Below are 12251 nucleotides of genomic sequence, written 5' to 3'. Positions count from 1 at the left end.
TCTCCATACGGCGTCGGCGGGCCGGTATGCGTGATGGCGGCTCAGGTGTTGCTATTACAGGTACCCAGGTGGATGTGGCCAGTGGGCCAAGTTGCGTAACCGTTACCACCGATAGCGAGGGGCGACGGCTGGCAAGGCAGGGGGGGCAGGTGGGATCGATCCAGCTGCGCACCTATGTGTTTCTTGATTCCCTGCAGCCCCAGTTGGCGGCCTACATGGGCACTGTTTCCCAGGGCTTTTTACCTATTCCAGGCGATGCCTGCCTCTGGCTTGAGGTTTCACCAGGCATGGCAGTTCATCGGGTTACCGATATCGCCCTGAAGGCGAGCACCGTGCGCTTGGGCCAAATGGTGGTGGAGAGGGCATTTGGCTCCTTGGCCCTTTATCACCGCGACCAAAGCAATGTGTTGCATTCGGGCCAGGTGGTGCTGGAGTCGATCGGCAGCAGCGTTGATCGACGCAGCCCTTGCACTGTTAGCTGGACGGAGATCATCCGTGCCATCACCCCCGACCATGCGGTTTTGATCAACCGCCTAAATCGGCGCGGTTCGATGATTCAATCGGGCATGAGCATGTTCATCTTGGAAACAGAGCCGGCTGGCTATGTGCTGATTGCCGCCAATGAAGCTGAGAAGGCTTCAAACATCACCGTGGTGGATGTGAAGGCTGTGGGTGCCTTTGGCCGCCTCACCTTGGCGGGGAAAGAAGGTGATGTGGAGGAGGCTGCCGCCGCTGCCATGCGTGCTGTGGCAAGCATTAATTCCCGTTAGTTATTTCCCATTAGTTAGTTAATTCAATTTCCAATAGGTGGGCCATCTGGGCGGCTATGGCCCGGATCGCTTTGCCCCGGCTGCCCAATTTGATTTTTTGATGGGGTGGCATTTGGCCGTAGGTGCTTCCCGCTTCCCGCAGCCAAAAAACAGGGTCGTAGCCATAACCCTCCCCCCTTGGTGAGCTGAGAATTTCACCTCTACAAATACCCTCTGCCTCCAGGCGGATGTTGCCGAAGGGGTCGGCCAAGGCCACGGCACTATGAAAACCGGCGCTTCGGTAAATACTTCCCTTCAGTTCTTCTAAAAGCCGCTCAATTCTTTGCTTATCACTCGCCGCATATCTGGCGGAATAAATACCTGGTGCACCGCCCAGGGCATCCACCTCAAGGCCTGAATCATCAGCTAGGGCCCAGTGGCCGCAGATGCGAGCCACCTCAGCGGCCTTTAAACGGGCATTTTCTAAGTAGGTGCTACCGGTTTCAGCAATTTCCAACCCCTCAGGCTGTTGGCGCACCTGCAGCTCAACGGGAGCCAAGATCGCTTTTATTTCAGCCACTTTGACGGGATTACCGCTAGCGATCACAAGCACCTTTGGATTTTTTGCCACCCTTGCCCTGCACCAGGTGGGCCATTCTGCTCTTTGACAGCCCTGCTTAATTCCAGTAGACAAACACGCCCCAAAGGAGGCCATTGGATACAAGCCTGGTTCTGCAAAATTTGCTCTCACCAGCAATTTTGTTCTTTTTTCTTGGGGTTTTTGCGGTGCTGTTGGGCACCGATTTAGAGATTCCAGCCCCACTGCCCAAGTTATTTTCCCTTTATTTATTGCTGTCTATCGGTTTTAAAGGGGGTGTTGAATTGCAGCACAGCGGCCTTGGTGGAAATGTTGTTTTAACAATTTCAGCTGCGGTTGTGATGTCGGTGCTGGTGCCTATCTACTGCTTTTTTCTATTGCGCAGTAAATTTGACGTGTTCAATTCTGCTGCGATTGCAGCTGCCTACGGTTCGATTTCAGCAGTTACTTTTATTACAGCTGAAAGCTTTCTCAAGGTATTGAACATCCAATCAGATGGTTTCATGGTTGCGGCCTTGGCTCTGATGGAGTCGCCGGCCATAATTGTTGGCTTGCTACTTGTTAAATTAGCGGCCCGCGATCGCCGCAGTGATGTGAACGCTGGCTGGGGGGCCCTGCTGCATGAAGCCTTTTTAAATAGCTCCGTTTATCTGTTGATTGGCAGCTTGATAATTGGCTTTCTTGTTGCATTTTTCAACCCCAGTGGCGTTGAAAAAATGGAGCCTTTCACCGGCAGGCTTTTCTATGGGGTGCTTTGTTTTTTCCTGTTAGACATGGGCATTATTGCGGCTCAAAGGCTGGGGGACCTAAGGCGCGCCGGGGCATTTCTTACTGGTTTTGCCCTGCTGATGCCCCTTTTAAATGCAGGCATTGGTTTGGGGATTGCTGTGTTTTTGGGTTTGAGTCAGGGCAACGCATTGTTATTCATGGTGTTGTGTGCAAGCGCCTCCTACATCGCCGTACCTGCAGCGATGAGAATGACGGTGCCTGAAGCTAATCCAAGCCTCTATATATCAAGCTCATTGGGTATTACTTTTCCGTTCAATATAATATTTGGTATCCCCTTATACATGGCGCTGATTCAGCGCTTTATCCCTGCCGGTTGAGCCATGAAACGCCTTGATTTGATCATGAGCGAGCGCGAGCTCGACAAAGTGCTCCATGCCATTCGAGCTGCAGGGGCGCCTGGCTATTCAGTGATGCGCCACGTAACTGGCAGGGGGCGTAGTGGCGATGTGGTGTCTGAATCGATGGAGTTCAGTGGCCTTGGCGCAAATGCCCACGTAATTGTTTTTTGCGACGAAGCCACGATTGAGCGGCTCAAGCCAGCGGTTAATTCAATTTTGGAATATTTCGGTGGGGTTGCATTCGTTGCCGATGCCCAACCGCTTTGAAAACCAATTGTAAAGATAGAAGTTGCTTTGATCAGTGTTGCTTATATGAGCCCCCTCAGACGCTGATTGGTTAGGGGTCTCAAACGTCTTGACGGATGCGCCTTTGCGGGAGCAGTGTTAGCGGCGAACTTTCCGCCCCCCCTTCAGGAGTTGGCAATGGCAAGCGAAACAATGGGCATTGCCCTCGGCATGATTGAAACCCGCGGCCTCGTGCCTGCGATCGAGGCGGCAGACGCCATGACCAAAGCCGCAGAAGTGCGACTGATCGGTCGTGAGTTCGTCGGCGGCGGCTACGTAACCGTTTTGGTGCGCGGTGAAACCGGCGCAGTAAACGCGGCAGTGCGCGCAGGCGCCGATGCCTGCGAACGCGTTGGTGACGGCCTTGTTGCCGCCCACATCATCGCCCGTCCCCACCGCGAAGTGGAGCCTGCCCTCGGTGGCAGCAGCAACTTCCTGGGTTCCAAGGACTGAGGTCTAGGCGCTCCCCCGGCGGGACACCGAACCCCAATCCCCAACTGAATCCATCTGAGTTTTCCCCATGAGCAAGAAGTACGACGCAGGGGTCAAGGAGTACAGGGACACCTACTGGACTCCTGACTACGTTCCCCTCGATTCCGACCTGCTGGCCTGTTTCAAGTGCACCGGCCAGGAAGGTGTTCCCAGGGAAGAAGTGGCTGCCGCTGTAGCCGCTGAATCCTCTACTGGCACCTGGTCCACCGTGTGGTCTGAGCTCCTAACCGACCTCGACTTCTACAAAGGCCGTTGCTACCGCATCGAAGAGGTGCCCGGCGACAAGGAGGCTTTCTATGCCTTCATCGCCTATCCCCTCGACCTGTTTGAAGAGGGCTCCATCACCAACGTGCTCACCTCCTTGGTGGGCAACGTGTTCGGTTTTAAAGCCCTGCGTCACCTGCGCCTAGAGGACATCCGTTTCCCCTTGGCCTTCATCAAAACCTGTGGTGGTCCCCCCAACGGGATCCAGGTTGAGCGCGACCGTATGAACAAGTACGGCCGTCCCCTGCTTGGTTGCACCATCAAGCCGAAACTCGGCCTGAGCGGTAAAAACTACGGCCGGGTGGTTTATGAATGTCTCCGCGGTGGCCTTGATTTCACCAAAGACGACGAAAACATCAACTCCCAGCCTTTCCAGCGTTGGCAGAACCGTTTCGAGTTCGTTGCTGAAGCTGTGAAATTGGCTGAGCAGGAAACCGGCGAACGCAAAGGTCACTACCTCAATTGCACCGCCAATACCCCTGAAGAAATGTATGAGCGGGCCGAGTTCGCTAAGGAACTCGATCAGCCGATCATCATGCACGACTACATAACTGGTGGCTTTACCGCCAACACCGGTTTGTCTAGGTGGTGCCGCAAAAACGGGATGCTGCTTCACATCCACCGTGCCATGCACGCTGTGATCGACCGCCATCCCAAGCACGGCATTCACTTCCGCGTGCTCGCCAAGTGCCTGCGTTTGTCTGGTGGTGACCAGCTCCACACCGGCACGGTGGTGGGCAAACTCGAGGGCGACCGTCAAACAACCCTCGGTTATATCGACCAACTGCGCGAATCATTCGTGCCCGAAGACCGCACCCGCGGTAACTTCTTCGATCAAGACTGGGGTTCAATGCCCGGTGTGTTTGCCGTTGCCTCCGGCGGTATTCACGTGTGGCACATGCCCGCCCTGGTGGCGATCTTCGGCGACGATTCCGTTCTCCAATTCGGTGGTGGCACCCACGGTCACCCCTGGGGTTCCGCCGCTGGCGCCGCTGCTAACCGCGTGGCCCTCGAGGCCTGCGTTAAGGCACGCAACGCCGGTCGCGAAATTGAGAAGGAAGGCCGCGACATCCTCACGGAAGCCGCGAAGCACAGCCCCGAGCTGGCCATTGCCCTCGAAACTTGGAAGGAGATCAAGTTCGAGTTCGACACCGTCGACAAGCTCGACGTGAACGCCTGATCCAAGGCGACTTCCTGTAAACCAAACCACTAAGGATCCCCATGCCCTTTAAGAGCACCGTGGGTGACTATCAAACAGTCGCCACCTTGGAGACATTCGGCTTTCTACCGCCGATGACCCAGGACGAGATCTACGACCAGATCGCCTACATCATTGCCCAGGGCTGGAGCCCTGTGGTGGAGCACGTTCATCCCAGCCGTTCCATGTCGATCTATTGGTCGTATTGGAAGTTGCCGTTCTTCGGTGAAAAGGATCTGAGTGTGATCGTGAGCGAACTCGAGGGTTGCCATCGGGCATACCCCGACCACCACGTGCGTCTGGTGGGCTACGACGCCTACACCCAGAGCCAGGGTTCTTGCTTCGTTGTTTTCGAAGCGCGCTGATCAGCGCATCAATTTGGTCCCCGTTTCGGCGGGGACCTTTTCACAAGCTTTTTTATCTAGGGGGCGGATATGGCACAGCAGTCGAGTCGCGAGGCGGCATTGGCAAGGCGCATGGCGCTTTCCAATGGTGGAAAAACAGCCGAAAAGCGCTATTCCACCAGTGCCGGAAGGGTGCGCAGTGCCGTTGAGGCTCGCCCCAGTCGCACTGCTGTTGTTGCTTCTGCACCTGTAACCGTTGAGCCAACGGTGTTTCGCCAGCAGAGTTTGGTGGCCCCAAGCCACAACCTGAATAGGGGGCGCATCGCCAACCCCAGCCGCGATCTTGCCCTTGCCAGGCGCGAGGCCTTAAGCCGCCGTGGCAAACGGGCTGAATCCGGTAAAGACCGCACCCGCAGTGATGTGGCAAAACAAACTCCCCCAGCAACACCTGTGGTGGTTCCCGTAGCCACCCCAACCCAAGCACCAACAACTATTTTCAGCCCAGGCGCTGCTTCGGCCCGCCCCCACAACCAGCAAACCCCCCGTCGCCAGAGCCAGCACAACCCAAGCCGTGCCCTTGTACTGGCCCGTAGGGAAGCCCTAGCGAAACGGGGAAAGCTCGCCAATACCAGCCAGGCCAGCGGCACCGCAGCGGTAATGCGCCAGGGAAACCCAGATATCAGCAGCCGTGAGCTCGCCTTAAAAATCCGCGAACTGCGCAGTAAAACCGGTGCAGCTGCTGTTGCCCGCACCAGTGGCAGCTCCAGTCGCCCCAGCGGCCCCAATAGGCACGGATCTAAGCAAGCCGCCGCCGCTGATGCCTCCTGGAAGGTAGGGGTTAGTGAAACCCTTGCAGGTTCAACCGTTACCGGCACCCAGGCCAATCGCTCCCTTAAAACCACCGGCAACGAAGCTGCCACCTGCAGAACTATTACCGGCACTGAATATCTAGGCGCTGAGGTGTTCCAAACCTTTTGCCAAACCAAGCCTGCTTCCCAGCAGCCGGCAAAGGTGCGCGTTAGTGCCACCAGCCACGGCAATCGCGTTACCGGCAACGAAGTTGGTCGCAGTGAAAAGGTAACTGGCGATGAGCCAGGCACCTGTAAATCAATCACGGGCACTGAATATATTTCCGCCAATCAATCCGCTGCCTATTGCGGTGGATTCAGCCCAAGTGTGCGCAAAGTTGGCCGCAGTAACACCCTCGGAGGCCAGGCCGTATCTGGTGTGATCGTGGGCAGGAGCGAAAAGGTTACGGGTGATGAAAGCGGCTCCGGTTTGCAGTTAACCGGCGATCAATACCTGGGCTCGGAGCCCCCGGTTGGCGGACGGGCAGCCACCAAGGTGAGCAGCCTAAATACGATTAAAGGCACTGGTATCACTGGTACCCATGTGGGTCGCCACGACAAAGTTACCGGCGATGAACCCGGCAGCTGCCGTTTGGTAACCGGTGATGAATACGTTGGCAGCCAGCAATATGAGCGCTTTTGCGCCACCAGCCCCAGTCCAGAAGCAGCCAAGGTTGGTTTTAGCCTCACCAGCCGCAGCTTGGTGGTGAGTGGCACCAGCACCGGTCGCTCCGACAAAGTTACCGGCGATGAACCAGGCAGCTGCAAGATCGTTACGGGCACTCCATATATAGGTTTGGAGCAGGCTGGAAATTTTTGTTCCCCCGCCGCTTCAGCTGCTATCCAAGCCAGAACCCCCAGGCGCCAGGCCAGCCCATTAACGGGGCTTCAGCCGGGGATTGGCGGTGTGATGACCGGCGCTGAACGGGGTGCTTGCGAAAACATCACCGGCACGCCCTATGTGGGGGCTGATCAACAGCAGAACAGCTGCGGCAAAAGCTTTGCCAGTGAGCCTGATTTCCCCCAGCCCATAGCTGGAACCAATTGGCAGCGCTTCAGTATTCAGTCGCCGGCCCGTTCAGCCCAAGCGCAACGGGAAAAAGTTGGTGCCGTAACCGGAAGCACCTATGAGCAAGGTGGCCGCATCACAGGTCCCTTTGACATGGCGAGCGGCAAGGTAACCGGCACAGAACAGTTTCGTTTTGATCGCTCCCCCAGTGCTGCCGTGGTGCAAGCCGCTCCAGCAGAGCCAGGCCAGGAACCTGTTTCTCGGGTTACCGGTGAGGGTTCAGGCCATAAAATCACCGGCGACGACTGGGACCGTGGCAAGCGTGTAACTGGCACCGAGGGACCCTCCGCCCGTAGACGTAATCCCTCCCGGGTGGGCTTGCAAAATTCAATGGCTGCTATGCAGCAAAAGCGCAATGAAGACATTGTCGCCCCGGTTAGCAGGGTTACTGGTTCAAGCGGCAACACCGATAAGGGTTCGTTGATCACTGTGTCTGGGGGTGCCCGCGGTTGATCCAGCGCCGTGCTTCCTACACCGCTAGGCCCTTTGAGCCCACCGCTCCCAGGCGTCGCCCAGTGGTGTGGCCAAACCGCGCTAGTAGCTCAGGCCACTGCCTTAGTGATTCAGCTGCAAATAGCCGTTTGCATGCCTACGACCAGCAGGTAAAAGGCTCATTTGATCGCATTGTTCCGGTGCTGCAACAGCTATCCGCATTGCAGCATGAGCCAAATTTTATTAACGATGCACAACGATTAGCTAAAGCTGAGCTCGGCTATGAATTGCCATTGCCAATCCTTGAGATGGCTTGGGTAACCCAGTTGGATATGCGCCGCCTATTCGCTTGGTGCGTATTTGAAACCTATGAACAAACAAGCCAAGCATTTTTTGAAACCGACCCCCTTGATGGCACCAACGGCGATTCATTTGAAAGCCTATTAATTGAATGTGGCTTTCATCTGCTCGATATCACCCCATGTGCAGATGGTCGTTTGGCCCATGCGATTGCATTTGGATTACGTATTCCCTTTAGTTGTGTGCGGCGGCGGCCCCATGCTGGGGCCATGTTTGATGTGGAAAATACCGTTGATCGTTGGGTAAAAACTGAACATTTACGTTTTAGAGAAGCCAAGCCCAACGCTGCCCACGAACCCACCCGTTACCTGAAAGCGGTGGTGTATCACTTCAGCTCGATTGACCCAAGCCATGAAGGCTGCGCCGCCCATGCTTCCAATGATTCAGCTGCGGCAGCCGCTGGCATGGACAGACTGCAGGCCTTCCGGGTTGCTGTTGAAAATAGTTTTTGCTGTGGTGCATCCGTAGACCTATTGCTGCTCGGCCTAGACACCGACACCGACGCAATACGAGTGCATGTGCCCGATCGCGAGGGCAATGCAGCTTTGGATCAATGGCTTGATGCAAGCAATATTTATGAAGCAACTAAGTCTTTAACTCCCCAGGCTGCTCGAGAAAAGATTCGCCAAATGGTGGAGTTGGCCGTGGAGGGGGAGCCCGATGCAGGGATGATCACTTTGATTTCGCAGTTGATTGAAAACAACATCTCCCAAATTGATTATGTTCGTGAATACCACGGCGGTGCCTATGGCGATGCCGGCCATGCCGAACGATTCATTGGCGTTGGCATTGGCTTTAAGGAAATCCATCTGCGCAACCTCACTTACTTTGCCTACGTTGATACGGTTGAAGAAGGCACAGCAGATCTTGATGTGGGCATTAAAATCTTTCGTGGTTTAAATGTTTCCCGCGGTTTACCAGTGCCCGTTGTGGTGCGTTTTGATTACCGCGGCAATGTGCCAGGTGCCAGGGAAAGGGCCATTGCCCATGGGGAAAGGGTGATGACTGCCATGGAGCAACGTTATGCCGATCTTTATCAACAGGGGCTGCTGCATGTGCTGTTATCTGTGAGGGATCGCGACCGCTTTGTGCCCGCGGAAACGGTTAGATCAACCATTACATTTCCCACCCCTGGAGGTCATTGAGATGCTTATTTGTAAAGTTGTGAAGCCGTTGGTTTCAACCAATCGCATTCCAGATTTTGAACATAAACATCTGCAGGTTGTGCTTGATGGCAGCACCCAAAAGGTGGCGGTAGATGCTGTGGGTTGTGTGCCTGGCGACTGGGTAATTTGCGTGGGCAGTTCTGCCGCTAGGGAGGCGGCTGGAAGTAAGTCTTACCCCAGCGATTTAACAATTGTTGGCATCATCGACCATTGGGAACCAGAACCACCCAAGCCCCCTGCAACACCGGTGGCCAGCTAATGGAAATCATGCAGGTGATCGGTTCTCTTGTTTGCACCCATCGGGTGGCTGGTTTAGGCCATATGCACCTAAGGGTGTTGCGCAGCAATAAAGGCAAATTAAGCGTTGCCGTAGACCCAGTTGGTGCTTCAGCAGGCAATTGGGTTTTTACTGCCAGTGGTTCTGCGGCCCGCTTTGCTTGCCCTGATCCAAATACATATACAGATCTCACCATCGGCGGAATTATTGATTTCTGGGCCCCCGACGGCTGACCCAGTAATCCCCTCGCTCACTAACCATTTACAACACTTCCAGCCATGGCAACCCCCACACCCCGTCAGCCCGCTGAATCCGTGCCATCCTCGTCAACATCGCCGTCAACTCCCCCTTCAACACCCCCAGCTGTTCCAGCTAAAGCAAGCACCAGCGCTCCAAAAAGTCCTTCCACCCGTAGCCGTGCAACCGCCATGACAAATCCAATTCAAGGTATCGCTTTAGGCATGATTGAAACCCGTGGCTTGGTGCCTGCCATCGAGGCCGCTGATGCCATGACCAAAGCTGCAGAAGTTACCTTGATCGCCCGTGAATTCGTGGGCGGCGGTTATGTAACCGTGATGGTGCGCGGTGAAACTGGAGCTGTTAATGCAGCCGTTAGGGCCGGTGCTGATGCCTGTGAAAGGGTTGGCGATGGACTAGTGGCAGCCCACATCATCGCCCGTCCCCACGCAGAGGTGGAGCCTGCCTTGATCGCTAGCGGCAGCCGACGGAGTTAAGGCCCATGGCAACAATTCATCCAAGGGTGCTTGCGGCCCTAGGTAGGGCCTTAAGCCTTGAGTTCTCTGCGGTGCAGCAATACATCACCCATGCTTGTTTAGTTAACAACTGGCAGCTAGTGGAAGCTGCTGATCGTTTTCGCAAGGAAGCAGTTGAGGAGATGCAACACAGTGAACGCATCATTAATCGCATGCTCAGCCTTGGCGTTGCCCCTGCCGCATCTCAATTGCGGCCTGTTGATAGTGCAAATAATTTGGAGGGGCTGCTGCTAGCTAATCTCAAATTAGAGGAAGATTTGGTTTTTCATTACACGGAGGCAAGTAGGTTTTGCCAATTGATTAATGATCGCGATAACAGGGATTTTTTTCAAGCACTACTTGAGGAAGAACAACTACATAGCGTTGATTTAGCTGCTTGGTTGCAAGCATTGCAGCATTCCTGATTTATGCAATCCGATTTACCCCTCTCAATTCAGCTTGTGTGGCTGATTCCTATATATGGCTTGAGTGGCATGCTGCTTTCGTTGCCATGGGCGGCCGGTTGGTTTAAACGCCAGGGGCCAAGGCCAGCTGCATATTTAAATTTGTTAATGACATTGCTTGGTGTAATCCATGGCAGTTTGGTGTTGCGCCAAATATTGCAACTGGGTGCCCAACGCCTGCAGTTTGATTGGTTTGCTGTTGCTGATTTAAAACTCCAAATCGGTTTTGAACTAAGCCTTACAAATCTCTCGGCCTTGGAATTTGTTACGGTTATGAGTTTATTAGGGCAGGTTTTCGCCCTTGGTTATTTAGATAAGGAATGGTCTTTAGCCCGTTTCTATGCCCTGTTGGGTTTCTTTGAGGGGGCTATGGCCGGTGTGGTGCTTAGCAGTAATTTATTTGTTAGCTATTTCCTGCTGGAAATGCTTACATTGTCTACCTATTTATTGGTGGGTTTTTGGTATGCCCAACCCTTGGTTGTTACCGCTGCCCGGGATGCGTTTCTCACAAAACGCGTTGGTGATGTGATGCTTTTAATGGGGATGGTTGCCCTATCTGCGTGGGCTGGATCCTTAGAATTTAATGATCTTTATGAATGGGGTGCCACAGCCACCGCCACTGGCGCCTTAACCCCCCTGGCAGGTACTTTAATCGGCTTAGGCTTGATTGCAGGACCCATGGGTAAATGCGCCCAGTTTCCCATGCATCTCTGGCTGGATGAGGCGATGGAGGGCCCAAACCCAGCTTCAATTCTGCGTAATTCAGCGGTAGTTACCTGCGGAGCATTGGTGCTACTTAAGTTGATGCCATTGCTGCAATTTTCGCCACTTGCAGTGGATGTTTTATTGGTTGTGGGCACCATAAGTGCCATTGGCGGCGCCCTGGTTGCCATTGCCCAAGTGGATCTTAAAAGGGCATTTTCCTATGGCACAAGTTCATACCTCGGACTCGTTTTTATTGCAATTGCCCTACAACAACCGGCGGTGGCACTGCTGTTGTTGTTTGCCCACGGCCTAGCAAAAGCACTTATTTTCATGGGTGTTGGCAGTGTTATTGCCACAACTAATTGCCAAGACCTCACGGAACTAGGCGGCTTGGGATCACGCATGCCAGCCACCACCAGCGCTTTTTTGGTGGCTGGGGCTGGCCTAACCGGCCTATTGCCCTTGGGTTGTTTTTGGTGTTTTGGCTTTCTGGTGCAAGCCTTCTTGCCAAATCAGCCATTCTTGGCTGCCGTTGTGTTGATAACAAATGGCTTAACAGCATTTAATTTGGTGAGGGTTTATAGGCAGGTTTTCCTAGATACTCCCCATCCCAAAACGCGCCGGGCCCCTGAGGTGAATTGGTTGATGGCTTTACCAATGGTTAGTTTAACCGTAATAGTTTTGTTATTACCATTAATGTTTCAGCGCCTAAATCCCGTAGCTGGTTTATCCGCTGTTAATTCAACAAGTATTGGCCTGGTTGTTGCCAGTGGCGCCCTTGGGGTGCTGGCTGGCAGCTTGGTGCGTTTAGACCGCTTCTGGTCGCGCTCCGTATTGAAACCTTTGAGAGCTCTGCAAGATCTACTTGCATACGATTTTTATACAGATAAATTATACCGAGCTACGATTGTTAGATTGGTTGCAGGCTTTGCCGATTTAACTAATAGATTTGATCAAGAGGTTATCACCGGCCTTGCTAATCGCTTGGGATTGCTTTCAATGCAGGGGGCCCAGGGCTTAAAACTTGCTGTTAGTGGCCAAATGCAAACCTATGTGCTCACAGCAGTGTTAGCGATTGTGCTGCTATTGGGCTCGCTAATTTGGTCTTTAGGGTGAGCGAA

At 54.1% G+C, this 12251-nt stretch carries 14 protein-coding genes; 13 read left to right on the top strand and 1 reads right to left on the bottom strand.

Annotation, left to right across the window (positions count from 1 at the left end; all coding sequences use genetic code 11):
* Positions 1-26 precede the first annotated feature (26 nt).
* Positions 27-770, top strand: a complete 744-nt coding sequence (locus KBY68_RS05365) for a BMC domain-containing protein (RefSeq protein ID WP_106499482.1) — start codon at positions 27-29, stop codon at positions 768-770.
* 10 nt (positions 771-780) lie between these two features.
* Here KBY68_RS05365 and rdgB read toward each other — a convergent pair whose 3' ends face one another.
* Entirely contained in the window at positions 781-1362 is a 582-nt protein-coding gene (rdgB, locus tag KBY68_RS05360; protein ID WP_255096306.1) for an RdgB/HAM1 family non-canonical purine NTP pyrophosphatase, read from the bottom strand.
* 101 nt (positions 1363-1463) lie between these two features.
* Here rdgB and KBY68_RS05355 point away from each other — a divergent pair, with 101 nt between their 5' ends.
* The 12 genes from KBY68_RS05355 to KBY68_RS05295 all read left to right on the top strand — a co-directional run bounded on the left by KBY68_RS05355 (position 1464) and on the right by KBY68_RS05295 (position 12246).
* Entirely contained in the window at positions 1464-2453 is a 990-nt protein-coding gene (locus tag KBY68_RS05355; RefSeq protein WP_106499480.1) for a sodium-dependent bicarbonate transport family permease, read from the top strand.
* Between the two features lie 3 nt (positions 2454-2456).
* Complete coding sequence (locus KBY68_RS05350; protein WP_106499479.1) at positions 2457-2741, top strand: P-II family nitrogen regulator; 285 nt, start codon at positions 2457-2459, stop codon at positions 2739-2741.
* 156 nt (positions 2742-2897) lie between these two features.
* Positions 2898-3212, top strand: a complete 315-nt coding sequence (locus tag KBY68_RS05345) for an alpha-carboxysome major shell protein CsoS1 (RefSeq protein ID WP_106499478.1) — start codon at positions 2898-2900, stop codon at positions 3210-3212.
* A gap of 67 nt (positions 3213-3279) precedes the next feature.
* Positions 3280-4695, top strand: coding sequence for a form I ribulose bisphosphate carboxylase large subunit (locus KBY68_RS05340; protein WP_255096202.1), 1416 nt, complete (start codon positions 3280-3282; stop codon positions 4693-4695).
* A gap of 41 nt (positions 4696-4736) precedes the next feature.
* Positions 4737-5078: a ribulose bisphosphate carboxylase small subunit gene (locus KBY68_RS05335; protein WP_106499476.1), complete on the top strand. Its 342-nt coding sequence runs from the start codon at positions 4737-4739 to the stop codon at positions 5076-5078.
* 69 nt (positions 5079-5147) lie between these two features.
* Complete coding sequence (csoS2, locus tag KBY68_RS05330) at positions 5148-7427, top strand: alpha-carboxysome scaffolding protein CsoS2 (protein WP_255096201.1); 2280 nt, start codon at positions 5148-5150, stop codon at positions 7425-7427.
* Positions 7427-8911, top strand: coding sequence for a carboxysome shell carbonic anhydrase (locus KBY68_RS05325; protein WP_255096305.1), 1485 nt, complete (start codon positions 7427-7429; stop codon positions 8909-8911). The genes csoS2 and KBY68_RS05325 overlap by 1 nt, the downstream gene beginning before the upstream one ends.
* Position 8912: 1 nt before the next feature.
* On the top strand, positions 8913-9191 hold the full coding sequence (locus tag KBY68_RS05320) for an alpha-carboxysome shell vertex protein CsoS4 (RefSeq protein WP_106499474.1): 279 nt from the start codon (positions 8913-8915) through the stop codon (positions 9189-9191).
* Entirely contained in the window at positions 9191-9442 is a 252-nt protein-coding gene (locus KBY68_RS05315; protein WP_106499473.1) for a carboxysome peptide B, read from the top strand. The genes KBY68_RS05320 and KBY68_RS05315 overlap by 1 nt, the downstream gene beginning before the upstream one ends.
* A 45-nt stretch (positions 9443-9487) precedes the next feature.
* Positions 9488-9943: an alpha-carboxysome major shell protein CsoS1 gene (locus tag KBY68_RS05305; RefSeq protein WP_315855648.1), complete on the top strand. Its 456-nt coding sequence runs from the start codon at positions 9488-9490 to the stop codon at positions 9941-9943.
* A gap of 5 nt (positions 9944-9948) precedes the next feature.
* The gene (locus KBY68_RS05300) at positions 9949-10386 is read left to right on the top strand and encodes a ferritin-like domain-containing protein (RefSeq protein WP_255096199.1); all 438 of its coding nucleotides are present in this window, start codon (positions 9949-9951) and stop codon (positions 10384-10386) included.
* 3 nt (positions 10387-10389) lie between these two features.
* A complete protein-coding gene (locus KBY68_RS05295; protein WP_255096197.1) occupies positions 10390-12246 on the top strand; it encodes an NAD(P)H-quinone oxidoreductase subunit F in 1857 nt (618 codons plus the stop codon).
* Positions 12247-12251: the final 5 nt, after the last annotated feature.

It is taken from the genome of Synechococcus lacustris Maggiore-St4-Slac (assembly GCF_024345595.1).
In the GTDB taxonomy this organism is placed as follows: domain Bacteria; phylum Cyanobacteriota; class Cyanobacteriia; order PCC-6307; family Cyanobiaceae; genus Synechococcus_D; species Synechococcus_D lacustris.
This window is presented reverse-complemented; position numbering and strand designations above follow the sequence as displayed.